The 16,460-nt window shown below is 52.7% G+C and carries 16 protein-coding genes; 8 read left to right on the top strand and 8 right to left on the bottom strand.

Features of this window, described 5'->3' with window-relative positions:
- Window positions 1-98: 98 nt before the first annotated feature.
- Window positions 99-1,349: an MFS transporter gene (locus HV229_RS24150; protein WP_029139693.1), complete on the top strand. Its 1,251-nt coding sequence runs from the start codon at window positions 99-101 to the stop codon at window positions 1,347-1,349.
- Between the two features lie 40 nt (window positions 1,350-1,389).
- Here HV229_RS24150 and cpxA read toward each other — a convergent pair whose 3' ends face one another.
- Together cpxA and cpxR are read right to left on the bottom strand one after the other, a co-directional pair.
- Window positions 1,390-2,763, bottom strand: coding sequence for an envelope stress sensor histidine kinase CpxA (cpxA, locus tag HV229_RS24145; protein ID WP_016155210.1), 1,374 nt, complete (start codon window positions 2,761-2,763; stop codon window positions 1,390-1,392).
- Complete coding sequence (cpxR, locus tag HV229_RS24140; protein WP_006686193.1) at window positions 2,760-3,458, bottom strand: envelope stress response regulator transcription factor CpxR; 699 nt, start codon at window positions 3,456-3,458, stop codon at window positions 2,760-2,762. Before cpxR ends, cpxA begins: the two co-directional genes overlap by 4 nt.
- A gap of 150 nt (window positions 3,459-3,608) precedes the next feature.
- Between cpxR and cpxP the strand changes: the two genes are divergently transcribed.
- From cpxP to HV229_RS24110, 6 genes are all read left to right on the top strand, one after another.
- Window positions 3,609-4,109 (top strand): cell-envelope stress modulator CpxP, encoded by a 501-nt coding sequence (gene cpxP, locus HV229_RS24135; RefSeq protein WP_016155211.1) that lies wholly within the window; start codon window positions 3,609-3,611, stop codon window positions 4,107-4,109.
- A gap of 147 nt (window positions 4,110-4,256) precedes the next feature.
- Window positions 4,257-5,159, top strand: a complete 903-nt coding sequence (gene fieF / locus HV229_RS24130; protein WP_181546565.1) for a CDF family cation-efflux transporter FieF — start codon at window positions 4,257-4,259, stop codon at window positions 5,157-5,159.
- Between the two features lie 185 nt (window positions 5,160-5,344).
- On the top strand, window positions 5,345-6,307 hold the full coding sequence (pfkA, locus tag HV229_RS24125; protein WP_003028778.1) for a 6-phosphofructokinase: 963 nt from the start codon (window positions 5,345-5,347) through the stop codon (window positions 6,305-6,307).
- A 206-nt stretch (window positions 6,308-6,513) separates the two neighbouring features.
- A complete protein-coding gene (gene sbp, locus HV229_RS24120) occupies window positions 6,514-7,503 on the top strand; it encodes a sulfate/thiosulfate ABC transporter substrate-binding protein Sbp (protein ID WP_047497565.1) in 990 nt (329 codons plus the stop codon).
- A 104-nt stretch (window positions 7,504-7,607) separates the two neighbouring features.
- Window positions 7,608-8,357 carry a CDP-diacylglycerol diphosphatase gene (locus tag HV229_RS24115; protein ID WP_016155248.1) on the top strand — a complete coding sequence of 250 codons (750 nt, stop codon included), beginning with the start codon at window positions 7,608-7,610 and terminating at the stop codon, window positions 8,355-8,357.
- 73 nt (window positions 8,358-8,430) lie between these two features.
- Complete coding sequence (locus tag HV229_RS24110; RefSeq protein WP_181546563.1) at window positions 8,431-9,735, top strand: SLC13 family permease; 1,305 nt, start codon at window positions 8,431-8,433, stop codon at window positions 9,733-9,735.
- 82 nt (window positions 9,736-9,817) lie between these two features.
- On the opposite strand, the gene tpiA is transcribed toward HV229_RS24110, so the two are convergent.
- Window positions 9,818-10,585, bottom strand: coding sequence for a triose-phosphate isomerase (tpiA, locus tag HV229_RS24105; protein ID WP_003028783.1), 768 nt, complete (start codon window positions 10,583-10,585; stop codon window positions 9,818-9,820).
- A 111-nt stretch (window positions 10,586-10,696) separates the two neighbouring features.
- Window positions 10,697-11,293, bottom strand: coding sequence for a YiiQ family protein (locus HV229_RS24100; RefSeq protein ID WP_016155250.1), 597 nt, complete (start codon window positions 11,291-11,293; stop codon window positions 10,697-10,699).
- Between the two features lie 100 nt (window positions 11,294-11,393).
- Here HV229_RS24100 and HV229_RS24095 point away from each other — a divergent pair, with 100 nt between their 5' ends.
- Window positions 11,394-11,825, top strand: coding sequence for a DUF805 domain-containing protein (locus tag HV229_RS24095; protein ID WP_016155251.1), 432 nt, complete (start codon window positions 11,394-11,396; stop codon window positions 11,823-11,825).
- Between the two features lie 38 nt (window positions 11,826-11,863).
- On the opposite strand, the gene fpr is transcribed toward HV229_RS24095, so the two are convergent.
- The 4 genes from fpr to HV229_RS24075 form a co-directional block, all read right to left on the bottom strand.
- On the bottom strand, window positions 11,864-12,610 hold the full coding sequence (fpr, locus tag HV229_RS24090; RefSeq protein WP_016157907.1) for a ferredoxin--NADP(+) reductase: 747 nt from the start codon (window positions 12,608-12,610) through the stop codon (window positions 11,864-11,866).
- Between the two features lie 95 nt (window positions 12,611-12,705).
- On the bottom strand, window positions 12,706-13,716 hold the full coding sequence (gene glpX, locus HV229_RS24085; RefSeq protein WP_103928813.1) for a class II fructose-bisphosphatase: 1,011 nt from the start codon (window positions 13,714-13,716) through the stop codon (window positions 12,706-12,708).
- A gap of 135 nt (window positions 13,717-13,851) precedes the next feature.
- A complete protein-coding gene (gene glpK, locus HV229_RS24080; protein ID WP_016155254.1) occupies window positions 13,852-15,360 on the bottom strand; it encodes a glycerol kinase GlpK in 1,509 nt (502 codons plus the stop codon).
- A 22-nt stretch (window positions 15,361-15,382) separates the two neighbouring features.
- Window positions 15,383-16,228 (bottom strand): MIP/aquaporin family protein, encoded by an 846-nt coding sequence (locus tag HV229_RS24075; RefSeq protein ID WP_016155255.1) that lies wholly within the window; start codon window positions 16,226-16,228, stop codon window positions 15,383-15,385.
- Between the last annotated feature and the right edge of the window lie 232 nt (window positions 16,229-16,460).

Here is a 16,460-nt window from a genome sequence, read left to right as displayed (position 1 = left end):
ATGCGAAAAGGGTTATGAAAATAACTCTCTTAATTTATTAACTGCATGATTTAATTTAAATATTTCTCTCAACAAGCAATGAGGGTTTAATTATGTTCATGAACAAATGGGCAAGGCTCTGTTTTTTAATTTTAGGCGGCGGCACAATATTCAAACTTTCAAGTATGAAAGACGTTTTCTATGTGCCAATGCAAAGTGACTGGGGTTTAACCAATACGCAAATTGGTTTAAGTTTTACTGTTTATACGATTGTTCAGACAACCGGGCTTTTTCTGTCGCTCTATATCGCAGACCGTTATTCCAAGAAAATATTATTACCATTTGGTCTGATCGGCGTTGGGCTATGCGGTTTATATTTGGCGACGCTACCGTCATTTACCGGTTATCTTATTTGCTTTGCCGCAATGGCGTTCTTTGCCGATGTGGTTTATTGGCCGGTGTTATTGAAAGCTGTGCGTCTGCTAGGTACGCAAGAAGAACAAGGGCGTATGTTTGGCTTTTTAGAAGCCGGACGTGGCGTGGTGGATGTTATCGTCGCTTCTGGCGCTCTGTTTGTTTTCGTCCAGTTTGGTGAAGGTAAAGCGGGGATGCAGGCTGGACTGCTGTTTTATACGCTAATTACGCTGGCTGCGGGCGTTCTCACTTACTTTATTGTCGATGATGACAAAGTGAAAGGCGGCGAGAAAACCAGTGCCAACATGGAAGTCTTAAAGGGTATCAAACATGTGTTGTCCTGCCCTAACGTCTGGCTGGCTTCTTTAGGGATTTTCTTCGTTTACGCCGCGTACTGTGGCCTGACTTACTTCATCCCATTCTTAAAAGATATCTACATGCTGCCGGTAGCGCTCGTCGGCGCGTACGGCATCATCAACCAGTATGCATTGAAAATGGTGGGAGGGCCGATTGGTGGGCTGCTGGCGGATAAGGTTGCTAAATCACCTACGGTTTACCTGAAGTGGACGTTTCTGATCTCTGCTGCTGCTATGGTTGTTTTTATGCTGTTGCCACATCAAACGATGAATGTGTATATCGGTATGGCGGCGACGCTTGGATTTGGGGCGATTATTTTCTCACAGCGCGCCATTTTCTTTGCACCAATGGATGAGATTGGTACCCCGCGTGAATATGCCGGTTCGGCGATGGCATTTGGCTGTATCATCGGTTATATGCCCGCCATGTTTGCGTATACGTTATACGGTTATTTACTGGATACCAATAGCGGCATCACGGGCTATAACTATGTCTTTAGCGTGATGATTGCGTTCAGCTTAATGGGCTTTATCTGTTCGACCATTCTGGTGAAGCGGATTAAAAAGCAAAAGCTAGCGGCTGCGACTGTGGCAGCATAATGTGAGAACTTCCCCGGTACGACGTTACCGGGGAAGCCTGTTAAGCGCGTTTATACAGCGGCAACCAAATTACCAGCCGTAAACCACCCAGCGGGCTGTCTTCGGCTTTCACCCAGCCACGATGCTGTTGGATTGCGGTTTCAACAATCGCCAGACCCAGACCTGTTCCGCCAGACTCGCGATCGCGCGCCTCATCGGTACGATAGAACGGACGGAAAATCTGTTCTCGGTCTTCAGGGCTAACGCCCGGGCCATCGTCGTCGACGGTGATGGTAATCCCATCGATATCCACCGCGAAGCCAACTTCAATCTGCGTGTGTGAATAACGCAGGGCGTTGCGCACAATGTTTTCCAGCGCGCTTTCCAACGCATTTGGGTTGCCGTACAGCGGCCACGGGCCCGGCGGGAAATTCACCGTGAGTGATTTACCCATCTGCTCGGCTTCAAAGGCGGCGTTATCCAGCACTTCGCCCCACAGCTGATTGGCTTTCACCGTTTCACTGACCAGCGCGTTTTTCTGCTGATTGCGTGACATCACCAGCAGGTCGTTGATCATGCTGTCCAGCCGATGCGCTTCTGTTTCAATACGCTCCAGCTCTTTGCTTTCACCGCTACGACGGCGCAGCAGCGCGGTGCCCAACTGCAGACGCGTCAACGGCGTTCTCAACTCGTGAGAGATGTCCGACAGCAGGCGTTGCTGCGAGGTCATCATTCGCTCCAGCGCCGTCACCATCTGGTTAAAGCTGGCGCCTGCCGCCAGAAATTCCTGCGGACCGGCTTCCAGTTCCGGATGCTGACGCAGGTTGCCCTGGGCCACTTCATCCGCCGCGTTTTTCAACTTACGCGCCGGTTTCGCCAGACTCCAGGCAAGCCAGAGCAGTAGCGGAGAGCTGACTAACATGGTGACAATCAGCAACAACAGCGGTCGGTCGAACAACAGATTGATAAAGTCAGATTGTGAGCTGCTGGCAGGTCGAATGAGATACAGCTGGTAGTTATCTTCGCCGTCTCTGACGGAGAAAGGCCCGACCATCTCAACGCGACCGTATTTTTTCTTTTGCGGATGGTCGGCGTTATCGGCCTGACCAATAAAGTTACGAATGATCTGCATTTCGTTGCGTTCTGCGCCGATCACGCGTCCTTCCGTCGTAACAAGCAATAACCGCTGTCCTGGCGGCGCCCACTTGTCTATCGCCCGAAACAAGCGACGCCACCACATCAAATCGTTGGGTGGATCGTTCGCCAGTTCAGCTTCAACGTGTTGCTCAATCATCAACCCCTGGCGCTGCTCGCTGTCCAGTAGCTCGGTCATCTGGCGTGAATCAAGCTTGGGTAACATCAGTACCAACATCAACACCAGTGCCAGCGTCAACCAGAAGATGGCAAAGATGCGTGCGGTTAAGCTCCCTATCATGAAGCGGAGACCATCAGGTAGCCGCGACCGCGCAGGGTTTTAAACCACGGGTGTCCGTCTTTACGTTCTGGCAGCTTACGACGCAGGTTCGAGATATGCATGTCGATCGCGCGATCGAAAGGTGTCAGGCGTTTGCCCAGCACTTCCTGGCTCAGGTGTTCACGCGAAACCACCTGACCGAGATGCTGTGCCAGCAAATAGAGCAGGGTGAATTCGGTGCCGGTTAACTCCAGGGTTTGCCCGTCAAAGCTGGCTTCCTGGCGACCCGGATTAAGGCTTAACGCATCCACTTCCAGAGTGGGCGAACCGTTGTCGCTGTTCTGCTGCTGTTCGCTCCAGTGTGAGCGACGCAAAATAGCGCGGATGCGCGCGACCAGTTCACGGTCGTTAAACGGTTTAGGTAAATAGTCGTCCGCGCCCAGCTCAAGGCCAAGTACGCGATCCAATTCGCTGCCGCGAGCGGTCAGCATGATTACGGGTGTCTGGTGTGTCTGACGAAGTGCTTTCAGCGTATCAATGCCATTTTTCTTCGGCATCATGACGTCGAGCAAAAGTAAATCGATGCTGTCATCCAGAAGCTCAAGCGCCTGTTCCCCATCATAGGCAACCAGCACATCGAAACCTTCCATTTCGAGCAACTCCTTTAACAGGGAAGTCAGCTCTCGGTCATCATCAACTAACAGGATTTTATTCATTGTTTACGTACCTCCGAGGCAGAAATTACGTCATCAGGCGTCGCTAATCTATGACTTTACGTTGTTTTACACCCCCTGACGCATGTTTGCAGCCCGAATCGTAAACTGTCTCTCGTTGAATCGCGACAGAAAAGATTTTGGGAGCAAGTGATGGGCAAAGTTACCGCTGCCGTCATGGCCTCAACGCTGGCACTGAGTACTTTAAGCCATGCAGCTGAAGTCGTCACAGGCGATCACTGGCACCTGGGTGAAGGCTCCGCGCAACGCAGCGTTCAGAGCCACATGTTCGACGGTATCAGTTTAACCGAACATCAACGTCAACAGATGCGAGATTTAATGCAGCAGGCAAGACACGAACAGCCTCCTGTTAATGTTAGCGAAATGGAGACAATGCATCGCCTTGTCACCGCAGAGAAATTTGATGAACGCGCTGTGCGCGCTCAGGCAGAAAGAATGGCGCAAGAACAGGTTGCCCGCCAGGTTGAAATAGCCAAGGTTCGCAACCAGATGTATCGCCTGTTAACGCCCGAGCAGCAAGCGGTTTTAAATGAGAGACATGAACAACGAATGGAGCAACTGCGCGACGTAGCGCACTGGAAAAAAAGCTCATCGTTGAATTTATTGAGTAGTAGCAACTCACGTTCCCAGTAGTAACCCTGTTTTCCTTGCCATAGACACCATCCCTGTCTTCCCCCACATGATGTGGGGGTTTTTTTTGCCCAAAATTTGTCACTCGGTTATTGCCTGACTGTTTTACTTCATCCGTTATACTAGCGGCATATCCTGGCAGGAGTGTTTATGAATCAAACCTATGGGCGGCTGGTTAGCCGGGCGGCAATCGCGGCGACCGTGATGGCATCGCTGTTACTTTTGATCAAAATTTTTGCGTGGTGGTACACCGGATCGGTCAGTATTCTGGCAGCGCTGGTGGATTCTTTGGTGGACATCGCCGCGTCGTTAACCAACCTGTTGGTGGTGCGCTATTCTTTGCAACCGGCCGATGATGAACATACGTTCGGACACGGAAAAGCGGAATCGCTGGCGGCGCTGGCGCAAAGCATGTTTATTTCCGGTTCGGCGCTGTTTTTATTCCTGACCGGGATTCAGCATCTCATCCAACCCACGCCAATGAAAGATCCTGGCGTCGGGGTGGTTGTCACCATCATTGCGTTAGTGTGTACAATCATTCTGGTCTCGTTTCAGCGCTGGGTGGTGAAACGCACGCAAAGTCAGGCCGTTAGGGCGGATATGCTTCATTATCAGTCTGATGTTATGATGAACGGTGCAATTCTCGTGGCGCTTGGGCTGGCATGGTACGGCTGGCATCGCGCAGATGCCTTGTTTGCGCTCGGGATTGGCATCTATATTTTATATAGTGCATTACGCATGGGTTATGAGGCAGTACAGTCTTTGCTGGATCGCGCTTTACCCGATGAAGAACGTCAGGAAATTATTGATATTGTGACGTCATGGCCTGGAGTCAGCGGCGCTCACGATCTTCGCACGCGGCAGTCAGGGCCGACCCGCTTTATTCAGATTCATTTGGAAATGGAAGATAATCTGCCGCTCGTTCAGGCGCATTTAGTGGCTGAACAGGTAGAGCAGGCAATTTTACGGCGTTTCCCGGGATCGGATGTCATCATTCATCAGGATCCCTGTTCGGTCGTACCCAAGGAAGGCAAGATGTTTGAGGTTTTATAATTCGTTGTAAAAAAAGTGAACCGGGCCAGCATTTTGTGTATAAATTACCACCATTTGGCCTGACCTGAATCAATTCAGCAGGAAGTGATTGTTATACTATCTGCATATTGGTTGGATCGTTTCGATATGCGGAATCGACTTCCGGCAGCAGATTTCATTTTGCATTCCAAAGTTCAGAGGTAGTCATGATTAAGAAAATCGGTGTGTTGACAAGCGGCGGTGATGCGCCGGGCATGAACGCAGCAATCCGTGGTGTTGTACGTGCAGCGTTGACGGAAGGGCTGGAAGTCATGGGGATCCATGATGGCTACCTGGGTTTGTATGAAGACCGTATGGTTCAACTTGACCGCTACAGCGTGTCCGACATGATCAACCGTGGCGGTACATTCCTCGGTTCTGCCCGCTTCCCGGAATTCCGCGACGAAAACGTGCGTGCCGTGGCTATCGAAAACCTGAAAAAGCGTGGCATTGACGCGCTGGTTGTTATCGGTGGTGACGGTTCTTACATGGGGGCAAAACGCCTGACTGAAATGGGCTTCCCATGCATCGGTCTGCCAGGCACTATCGACAACGATATCAAAGGCACCGACTACACCATCGGTTATTTCACCGCTCTGGGTACCGTAGTCGAAGCGATTGACCGTCTGCGTGATACCTCTTCTTCTCACCAGCGTATTTCCATCGTTGAAGTGATGGGCCGCTACTGTGGCGATCTGACTCTGGCGGCTGCCATTGCTGGCGGCTGTGAGTTTGTGGTGGTTCCGGAAGTGGAATTCAGCCGTGACGATCTGGTTGCTGAAATCAAAGCAGGCATCGCGAAAGGTAAAAAACACGCAATTGTGGCGATCACTGAGCACATGTGTGACGTTGACGAACTGGCGCATTACATCGAGAAAGAAACGGGTCGTGAAACGCGCTCAACCGTACTGGGTCACATCCAGCGTGGTGGTTCTCCGGTGCCTTACGACCGTATCCTGGCGTCCCGTATGGGCGCATATGCCATTGAACTGCTGTTGGCAGGTCACGGCGGTCGCTGTGTAGGTATTCAGAACGAGCAACTGGTTCACCACGACATCATCGACGCGATTGAAAACATGAAGCGTCCGTTCAAAGGTGACTGGCTGGACTGCGCGAAAAAACTGTACTGATTGTTTTTTCCGCGCCTGATGGCGCTAAGCGCATCAGGCCTACAGGTTGTAAAGACTTGTAGGCCTGATGAGCCGCTAACCACCATTCGGCACAATTCCCCGCATTTATTCCCCCAAGTTATAGCAAATCTTTTTTTATTCTTTAATGTTTGGATACCTTTCTGGCACGCTTTGCTCATCACAACACCACATAAGAGAGCTGGGCGATGAACAAATGGGGCGTAGGGTTAACATTATTGCTGGCATCGACCAGCGTTCTGGCAAAGGATATTCAGTTACTTAACGTATCGTACGATCCAACGCGTGAACTGTACGAGCAGTACAATAAGGCCTTCAGCGCGCACTGGAAGCAGGAAAAGGGCGACAACGTCGTGATCCGCCAGTCGCACGGCGGTTCGGGTAAACAAGCGACCTCCGTCATTAACGGCATTGAAGCCGATGTCGTGACGCTGGCGCTGGCTTACGATGTGGATGCCATTGCTGAACGTGGTCGTATCGATAAAAACTGGATTAAGCGTCTGCCGGATAACTCCGCGCCATACACCTCCACCATCGTTTTCCTGGTCCGCAAAGGCAACCCCAAACAAATTCATGACTGGAACGATCTGATCAAACCAGGCGTGTCGGTCATTACACCAAACCCGAAAAGCTCAGGTGGCGCACGCTGGAACTATCTGGCGGCATGGGGCTACGCCTTGCACCACAACAACAACGATCAGGCCAAGGCACAAGACTTCGTGAAGGCCCTGTATAAGAATGTTGAAGTGCTGGACTCCGGTGCGCGTGGCTCAACCAATACCTTCGTTGAACGCGGTATCGGTGATGTGCTGATCGCCTGGGAAAACGAAGCCCTGCTGGCGACAAACGAGCTGGGCAAAGACAAATTCGAGATAGTGACGCCGAGTGAATCTATCCTCGCGGAACCAACCGTTTCTGTGGTCGATAAAGTCGTGGAAAAGAAAGACACCAAAACGGTGGCGGAAGCCTACCTGAAATATCTCTACTCTCCGGAAGGTCAGGAAATTGCAGCGAAAAACTACTATCGTCCGCGTGATGCAGACGTTGCGAAGAAATACGAAAATGCATTTCCGAAGCTGAAACTGTTCACCATCGACGAAGAGTTTGGCGGCTGGACGAAAGCGCAGAAAGAGCACTTCTCTAACGGTGGTACGTTTGACCAGATCAGCAAGCGCTAAATAAGTCTGTGATTTACCGACCCGGTGGCATAACGCGACCGGGTTTTTTATTTGTCATGGTTTTGCGTTACTCTTGCCCTTCAATGAGATACAGGGAACGCGTAATGAAAAAAGCAGGCTATCTTTTACTGGCGGTGATTGTAGTCGCCGCTGCTGCAGGTATCGGGTACTGGAAATTCACCGGTAACCCGGACGCATTACGCCAGATCGTTCTTCAGCAATGCCTGCCGCACCAGTTGCAGCAGCAGGATCCCGCGCCGTGCGCCGAAGTGAAGCCGGATGCCGGATATGTGGTGTTCAAAGATCGTAACGGCCCACTGCAATACCTGTTGATGCCGACCTGGCGTATCAACGGAACGGAAAGCCCGTTGCTGCTGAAATCAGGGACGCCGAACTTTTTCTGGCTGGCCTGGCAGGCGCGCAGCTTTATGAGCCAAAAATACGGTCAGGAAATCCCTGACAAAGCGGTATCGCTGACCATTAACTCGCGTAGCGGGCGTACGCAAAATCATCTGCATATTCATATCTCCTGCCTGCGAACCGATGTCAGAAAACAGCTGGATGACAATCTGGCGAAAATCAGCACTCGTTGGCTGCCATTACCGGGTGGGCTGCGCGGTCATGAATATCTGGCGCGTCGCGTCACGGAAAATGAACTGGCGCAACGCAGCCCGTTTATGATGCTGGCAGAAGAGGTGCCGGATGCGCGTGAGCACATGGGCAGCTATGCGCTGGCGATGGTGCGTCAGAGCGATGAGTCCTTTGTCCTGCTGGCGACCCAGCGCAATCTGTTATCGCTCAATCTCGCCTCCGCTGAGGAAATTCAGGATCATCAATGTGATATTCTGCGTTAACCCCACCTAATCTGGCATTTACTCCGCATGTCTGTCCCCGTATTCTTGTTGAAAAAAACAACAGGAGACAGGCATGTCGCTCTGGCTTACACACCCTCTGTTTATCCCCTCTCTGGTGGTTGGCATTACTATCCTGCTCTGGGCGACGTCGCTACTGCCGGAGTTTATAACGGCGCTGCTGTTCTTTGCCGTGGCAATGGTTGCCAAAATCGCACCTGCGGATGTGATCTTTGGCGGATTTGCGTCTTCGGCATTCTGGCTGGTCTTTAGTGGTTTTGTGCTGGGTATCGCGATTCGCAAAACGGGGCTGGCGGACAGGGCGGCGAGAGCGCTGTCATCGCGATTGACCGATTCCTGGCCGTTAATGGTGGCGAGCGTGGTGCTGCTCAGTTACGCGCTGGCGTTTGTGATGCCGTCCAATATGGGGCGTATTGCGCTGCTGATGCCGATTGTTGCTGCAATGGCGAAGCGTGCCGGAATTAACGAGGGTACGCGCGCCTGGTATGGTCTGGCGCTGGCCGTCGGGTTTGGGACGTTCCAGCTTTCCGCGACGATTTTACCCGCTAACGTGCCAAATCTGGTAATGAGCGGCGCGGCGGAAGGCTCTTACGGCATCCACCTCAATTATCTTCCCTATTTGCTGCTGCATACGCCGGTTCTGGGCTGGCTTAAAGGCGCGGTGCTCATCATGCTTATCTGCTGGCTGTTCCCTGGCAAGCCCCACGCACCGCGCGATCTCACGCCAGCGGAACCAATGAGCCGGGATGAAACACGTCTGGCCTGGATGTTAGCAGTGGTGCTGCTGCTGTGGGTAAGTGAAAGCTGGCACGGTATAGGGCCTGCGTGGACCGGGTTGGCGGCAGCGGTTATCACGCTGCTACCACGGGTTGGTTTTATCAATGGCGACGAGTTTTCCTCCGGGGTAAATATCAGGACCTGCATTTACGTGGCGGGGATTCTGGGGTTGGCAATTACCGTTACCCAGACCGGCATTGGCAATGCAGTGGGCGAGGCGCTGTTACAGGTGATGCCGCTGGATGAGGAAAAACCATTTACCAGCTTTCTCGCGCTGACCGGCATTACCACCGCACTCAATTTTATTATGACGGCGAACGGCGTTCCGGCGCTGTATACCACTCTGGCGCAAAGTTTTGCCGATGCGACTGGGTTCCCGCTGCTGTCGGTAATTATGATTCAGGTATTGGGGTATTCCACACCGCTACTGCCGTATCAGGCTTCGCCGATTGTGGTGGCGATGGCGCTTGGGAAAGTGCCTGCGAGGGCGGGGATGCTGCTGTGTATCGCGCTGGCGACGGCAACATATCTGCTTCTTCTGCCGCTGGATTATCTGTGGTTTAGCGTGTTGGGTAAGTTGTAAAAAAAAGCCCGGTAGCGCTAACGCTTACCGGGCCTACAGTCTTGGAGGACGGGTCAGCGAAGCGCTACCCGCCTCAACAGCATTACGCCTGTTTAGCCGCTTCTGCTGCTTTAACGATGACCGCGAAGGCATCTGCTTTCAGAGAAGCACCGCCAACCAGCGCGCCATCGATATCCGGCTGAGCGAACAGTTCTGCTGCGTTAGCTGCGTTTACGGAACCGCCGTACTGGATGATAACTTGTTCAGCGATTTTCGCGTCAGCTTTAGCAATGTGGTCACGAATGAATTTGTGAACAGCCTGAGCCTGAGCAGGAGTTGCAGATTTACCGGTACCGATAGCCCATACTGGTTCGTAAGCGATAACGACGCCTTCGAATGCTGCCGCGCCCTGAGTTTTCAGAACGGCGTCGATCTGACGTGCACAGACTTCTTCAGTTTTGCCCGCTTCGTTTTCTGCTTCGGTTTCACCGATGCACAGAACCGGAGTCAGACCTTGTTCTTTCAGCACGGCGAATTTTTTAGCGATCAGCTCGTCAGACTCTTTGTGGTAAGTACGACGCTCAGAGTGACCGATAATGATGTACTGCGCGCCGATATCTTTCAGCATTTCAGCACTTGTTTCACCGGTAAATGCGCCAGACAGGTTCAGGTCAACGTTCTGCGCGCCCAGGATAATGTGGCTACCGGCAGCGGCGTGTTTCGCCAGGTCGATATACATTTCCGGCGGAGCAATTGCTACTGCACAGCCAGCAACGCCAGCCAGTTCTTTACGCAGATTAGCAACCAGTTCGTTTACCATGTGGCGGCTGCCGTTCAGTTTCCAGTTACCCATCACTAAAGGATGTCGCATTTCATTTCTCCACGCTTGTCAGCGAATTAAGGAATATGGCCGCCCGTCAGGGCAGCATGGTCTGTGAAACAGTATAGAGATTCGTCTGCGGAAAGGCTTTGCTTTTTGTCATCAATTCGCCTTCTCAAGACTTTCTGATAGTGCCAGCTTAATCGGTTCAACAGCGAAGGTCAGCCCTTTTTCACCGTTATCTGCCACAACATAGCGAATGGCGCCTTCTGTTTCGGCGTAATAGTGTTTACCTTTGCCGGCAGCGAGCAGTTTTTGCAGCTTTTTCTGGCTCTGCTCTTTCGTCAGTAGCGGCGCGACGGTACGAATGACGGCGGTCATGTATTCCAGCGCTTTCGCTTTGGCCGCCTTTTGTTCTGGTCCCTGAATCGGCAACCAGGTTATCTGCATACTTTTGATTTTTAGCGTGCCGCGCTCAAGGGCGGAGGACGCATACAGGTTTTCATTGATTTTACTGGCCGCGCGGGTGAGGTTTGCCCGATCGCGGCTGCTGTCGATGGCGCGGAACTCATTCAGGATAAGCTTCGGATTCTGCGTATTAAAGTTTTCGCGAAACTGGCTAATCGACAGGTCAAAGGTCGGCGCACCCGCCAGTAAATAGGGGGCCGTGGTTGCCGTCGATGGCTCTTCCGCCCGTGCCGCAACGCTCGCGGTGAAGGCTGAAAACAATAATAAAAACAGTGTAAATCCTTGCTTCATCAATCGTACCTTTCGTTATGACTGCTCACGATTAAAACGGTAACTGTCGGGCTTGTCAAAAGGGTAAACTGTTCTGGAAGGTAATAATAAAGGAACTTACATGACCATACAGCAGTGGTTATTCTCATTTAAAGGGCGCATCGGGCGCCGTGATTTCTGGATTTGGATAGGTCTGTGGATCGTCGGAATGCTGGTTCTGTTCTCGCTGGCGAGCAAGCAATTACTCGATATTCAGACTGCGGCATTTTGTCTGGTTTGTCTGCTATGGCCGACGGCGGCAGTGACGGTAAAACGCCTGCACGATCGGGGACGTTCTGGAGCGTGGGCGCTGCTGATGATTTTGGCGTGGATGCTGCTGGCCGGAAATTGGACGATGTTACCCGGCGTCTGGCAATGGGCGGTTGGTCGCTTTGTTCCGACGCTCATTCTGGTCGGTATGCTCATCGATCTGGGCGCGTTCGTTGGCACCCAGGACGAAAATAAATATGGTAAGGATACGCAGGACGTAAAGTACAAAGCCGAGCGCCAGTAGTTGTCGACCGGAGAAGCGCAAGCGCCTCCCGGCAACCCTCACCAGTAGTGCTCAGCAGTCATATGGCCCGGTCGACGGCGCAGGTGTTTGGTCATCTGCCGGGTCTCTTTCAGCAGTTGCTGCGTGTCGCGTACCATTTGTGGATTTCCGCACAACATCACATGGCTGGTTTCTTTATCCATTGGCAGCCCTACCGCCTTTTCCAGTTCACCGCTTTCAATCAGCGCCGGTACACGCCCGGTCAGCGAATCTACGGCTGTCTCACGGCTAACAACCGTCTGGATGCGTAATTTACCTTCGTAGCGCTTTTCCAGCGCCTGCATCAATGGCAGGTAGCTCAAATCGGCGGCATAGCGTGCGGCGTGGACTAGCACCAGATTTTTAAAGCGACCCAGATCTTTGCCTAGTTGCAGAATCGACAAATACGGGCCGATAGCCGTGCCGGTTGCCAGCATCCATAGCGTTTCGCAATCAGGGACTTCATCCAGCACGAAGAATCCAGCGGCCTCACTCACCACCTGAACTTCATCGCCAGGCTTTAGCGCCGCCAGTTGAGGGCTGAGTTTGCCGTCGGGAACCGTCACCAGATAAAATTCTAAGTCGGGGTTATCGGGCGCATTCACGTAGGAATAGGCGCGCTGGACGCGCTCACCGTCGATCTCAAGGCCAAGCTTGGTGAACTGACCTGCAGTGAAAGGAAGAACCGGAGCTCGCACGGTCAAACTAAACAGGGCATCGGTCCAGTTCTGCACCTTTGTGACTTTGCCTGTTACCCAATCTGCCATGGTTTTCTCCTGTCTGCTTTGATTGCCTTATCTTCGTTCGTTGGACGAAAGATTTCCAGCCCGGATGGGCTGGAAGGCTCTATTGATCAAATCAATTACAGGATGTGCGCCTGCACATCGGGATCTTTGCGATCGAGGTAGTGAATCGACTGAATGCGGCGGATCGTGCGTGATTTGCCGCGGATCAACAGCGTTTCGGTGGTTGCGATATTGCCTTTACGGCTAATCCCTTCCAGCAGATCGCCTTTGGTGATGCCGGTAGCGGAGAAAATGACGTTGTCGCTGCGCGCCATTTCATCCAGACGCAGCGCTTTGCCCGCTTCAATGCCCATCGCGGTGCAGCGGGCCAGTTCCTGTTCGCCAATACAACGGTTCTCTTCGCTGTCGCCTTTGACGTCATGGCGCGCCAGCAGGCGGCCCTGCATGTCGCCGTCCAGCGCGCGGATGACGGCCGCGGAAACCACGCCTTCCGGAGCGCCGCCAATACCGTACAACACGTCAACTTCGCTGTCTGGCATACAGGTCAGAATCGAGGCCGCAACGTCGCCGTCAGGAATGGCGAAGACGCGCACGCCCAGTTTCGCCATCTCTGCAATAACCTCGTCATGGCGTGGTTTTGCCAGGATGGTGACGGTCAGGTCACTCAGTGGTTTGTTCAGCGCGGCTGCAATGTTTCGCAGGTTGGTTTCCAGCGACAGGTTCAGGTCGATGGACCCTTTTGCGCCAGGGCCGACAATCAGCTTTTCCATGTACATGTCTGGCGCGTTCAGGAAACAGCCTTTATCGCCTACAGCCAGCACCGCCAGCGCATTCGCCTGGCCCATTGCCGTCATACGCGTGCCTTCGATAGGATCGACGGCGATGTCGACCGCATCACCGTGGCCGGTTCCGACTTTCTCGCCGATAAACAGCATCGGCGCTTCATCAATCTCACCCTCGCCAATCACGATGGTGCCGTCGATGTTGACCTGGTTGAGCATAATACGCATGGCGTTCACCGCCGCGCCATCAGCGGTATTTTTATCGCCGCGGCCCAGCCATTTATAGCCAGCCAGCGCGGCCGCTTCGGTCACGCGTGAAAATTCAATGGCAAGTTCTCGTCTCATTGCAAACTCGTAGCTGAAAGGAATGGCGCGAAGTGTAGCACAGGGGAGGGGACTAGATTATTGATGTGTGTGCGGGGTTGCCCCCGCACGAAGATATTGCCGGACAAGGTAAAGTCGCCATCCGGCAATGACGAATTACTCGTCGTGATCTTCCCACGCCATGGCGCGTTTGACCGCTTTTTTCCAGCCGCTGTAACGGAAATTACGCTCGGTGGTTTCGATGCCAGGGCGGAATTCACGCTCGATGACCGCTTTCTCCTGCAGTTCATCCAGATTCTGCCAGAAACCTACTGCCAGACCGGCAAGGTACGCAGCACCCAATGCGGTGACTTCGCGGACTTCCGGGCGCTCAACGCGCGTGCCGAGAATATCGGACTGGAACTGCATCAGGAAGTTGTTGGCGACCGCACCGCCATCGACGCGCAGGGCGTGCAGGCGAATACCGGAGTCAGCCTGCATCGCTTCCAGTACGTCACGGGTCTGGTAAGCGATAGACTCAAGCGTTGCGCGGATGATGTGGTTGGAGTTTACGCCACGAGTCAGGCCGAAGATGGCTCCGCGTGCATACGGGTCCCAGTACGGTGCGCCAAGGCCTGTGAATGCCGGAACGACGTACACGCCGTTGGTATCTTTCACTTTGGTGGCGAAATATTCAGAGTCGAATGCATCGCTGATGAGTTTCATTTCATCGCGCAGCCACTGGATGGATGCGCCAGCCATAAATACCGCACCTTCCAGCGCGTAGTTCACTTCCCCGGTCGGTCCACAGGCGATGGTGGTCAGTAGTCCATTTTCGGACTTAACGGCTTTCTCGCCAGTGTTCATCAGCATGAAGCAGCCGGTACCGTAAGTGTTTTTCGCCATCCCTTCCTTCACGCACAGCTGGCCAAACAGAGCGGCCTGCTGGTCACCGGCAATACCGGAGATAGGAATACGAATGCCGCCTTTACCACCGATGTTGGTCTGGCCGTACACTTCAGAAGAACGACGCACTTCTGGCAGCATTGCACGCGGAATATCCAGCGCATCCAGCATCGTGTCATCCCAGTCCAGGGAGTGGATGTTGAACAGCATGGTACGAGAGGCGTTGGTGTAATCCGTTACGTGTACGCGTCCCTGCGTCATTTTCCAGATAAGCCAGGTGTCTACCGTACCGAACAGCAGTTCGCCGCGACGAGCGCGCTCACGTGAGCCTTCCACGTGGTCGAGGATCCACTTCACTTTAGTGCCGGAAAAGTACGGGTCAATTACCAGACCCGTGTTATTACGGATGTACTCTTCCATTCCGTCGCGCTTGAGCTTTTCGCAGATATCCGCGGTACGACGACACTGCCACACAATTGCGTTATAGATAGGTTTACCGGTCTCACGCTCCCAGACGATGGTGGTTTCACGCTGGTTGGTAATACCGATCGCTGCAATTTCATCGGAACTGATATCGGCTTTCGCCAGAACTTCTACCAGCGTGGAGCTTTGGGTCGCCCAAATTTCCATTGGGTCATGTTCTACCCAACCTGCTTTCGGGTAGATTTGCTCGAATTCGCGCTGTGAAACGCTAACGATATTCGCATCGTGGTCCATTACGACCGCGCGGGAGCTGGTGGTGCCCTGGTCGAGCGCAACGATATATTTTTTTTCAGTCATGATTATTTGTCCCGTAGTCACATTACTGCGAAGCTTTTTGTTGAGTGTTGGTCGCAACGTCTTTCTCTTCAATCGCGCAGACATCGCACGGTAAATGGCGACCAATCAGTTTGCGATATGCCCATGCGCCTAAAATCGCGCCGGTAATCGGGCCAAACACCGGGACCAGGAAGTAAGGGATATCACGACCACCCGTGAAGGCAATCTCACCCCATCCGGCCATCCAGGCGAAGAGTTTCGGTCCGAAGTCACGTGCCGGGTTCATCGCAAAACCTGTTAGCGGACCCATGGAAGCACCAATAACGGCGATCAACAAGCCGATCAGCAGTGGTGCCAGCGGACCACGAGGTACACCGTTACCATCGTCGGTCAGAGCCAGAATCAGCCCCATTAGAATAGCGGTAATGACCATTTCAACCGCGAAGGCCTGCACAAAATTGATATGCGGGTTCGGATAGGTCGAGAAAGTACCTGCCAGACCCAGGCTCTCGGTACTGCCGCGCACGATATGGTTAGTTTGTTCGAAATCGATGAAAAGATTGTAATAAAGCCCGTAAACCAGTGCCGCTGCGCAAAAGGCGCCGGCAATTTGCGAAATAATAAAAGGAGCAACTTTGCGTTTATCAAAACAGGCGAACAGCCAGAGTGCGATGGTTACCGCTGGATTCAGGTGTGCACCAGAAACGCCTGCAGTCAGATAGATAGCCATCGCTACCCCCAGACCCCAGATGATACTGATTTCCCACTGACCAAAAGTAGCCCCAGCAACTTTGAGTGCAGCGACACATCCCACACCGAAGAAAATCAACAACCCGGTACCGAGGAATTCAGCAATGCACTGGCCTTTTAAGGTTGATGTTTGACTCATAATCGGATCCTGAAGAGAGTTTAATGTTTATTGTATGCGAGAAGGTCACTGACATCCCCGGAGCCGGTAGGCACACTGTTAATTTATCGTTAACGCTCAAAAACGAGAAATATCGAAATTGAAATGTGTGTACTCCATCAACAAAATGAGCGTTATCGCGCCATTTCGCGGTATTTGTTATACAAAAATAGTGTGAGCTGAATCATTTCAATGATCAATTCGTTAACACTTA

The organism is Citrobacter sp. RHBSTW-00524, assembly GCF_013747755.1.
GTDB classification, from domain to species: domain Bacteria; phylum Pseudomonadota; class Gammaproteobacteria; order Enterobacterales; family Enterobacteriaceae; genus Citrobacter; species Citrobacter braakii.
This window is presented reverse-complemented; position numbering and strand designations above follow the sequence as displayed.

Bases quoted from the DNA above. Each gene is read 5' to 3' on its own strand.
- HV229_RS24150 (WP_029139693.1), top strand. From the start codon at position 99: ATGAACAAATGGGCAAGGCTCTGTTTTTTAATTTTAGGCGGCGGCACA.
- cpxA (WP_016155210.1), bottom strand. From the start codon at position 2,763: ATGATAGGGAGCTTAACCGCACGCATCTTTGCCATCTTCTGGTTGACG.
- cpxR (WP_006686193.1), bottom strand. From the start codon at position 3,458: ATGAATAAAATCCTGTTAGTTGATGATGACCGAGAGCTGACTTCCCTG.
- cpxP (WP_016155211.1), top strand. From the start codon at position 3,609: ATGGGCAAAGTTACCGCTGCCGTCATGGCCTCAACGCTGGCACTGAGT.
- fieF (WP_181546565.1), top strand. From the start codon at position 4,257: ATGAATCAAACCTATGGGCGGCTGGTTAGCCGGGCGGCAATCGCGGCG.
- pfkA (WP_003028778.1), top strand. From the start codon at position 5,345: ATGATTAAGAAAATCGGTGTGTTGACAAGCGGCGGTGATGCGCCGGGC.
- sbp (WP_047497565.1), top strand. From the start codon at position 6,514: ATGAACAAATGGGGCGTAGGGTTAACATTATTGCTGGCATCGACCAGC.
- HV229_RS24115 (WP_016155248.1), top strand. From the start codon at position 7,608: ATGAAAAAAGCAGGCTATCTTTTACTGGCGGTGATTGTAGTCGCCGCT.
- HV229_RS24110 (WP_181546563.1), top strand. From the start codon at position 8,431: ATGTCGCTCTGGCTTACACACCCTCTGTTTATCCCCTCTCTGGTGGTT.
- tpiA (WP_003028783.1), bottom strand. From the start codon at position 10,585: ATGCGACATCCTTTAGTGATGGGTAACTGGAAACTGAACGGCAGCCGC.
- HV229_RS24100 (WP_016155250.1), bottom strand. From the start codon at position 11,293: ATGAAGCAAGGATTTACACTGTTTTTATTATTGTTTTCAGCCTTCACC.
- HV229_RS24095 (WP_016155251.1), top strand. From the start codon at position 11,394: ATGACCATACAGCAGTGGTTATTCTCATTTAAAGGGCGCATCGGGCGC.
- fpr (WP_016157907.1), bottom strand. From the start codon at position 12,610: ATGGCAGATTGGGTAACAGGCAAAGTCACAAAGGTGCAGAACTGGACC.
- glpX (WP_103928813.1), bottom strand. From the start codon at position 13,716: ATGAGACGAGAACTTGCCATTGAATTTTCACGCGTGACCGAAGCGGCC.
- glpK (WP_016155254.1), bottom strand. From the start codon at position 15,360: ATGACTGAAAAAAAATATATCGTTGCGCTCGACCAGGGCACCACCAGC.
- HV229_RS24075 (WP_016155255.1), bottom strand. From the start codon at position 16,228: ATGAGTCAAACATCAACCTTAAAAGGCCAGTGCATTGCTGAATTCCTC.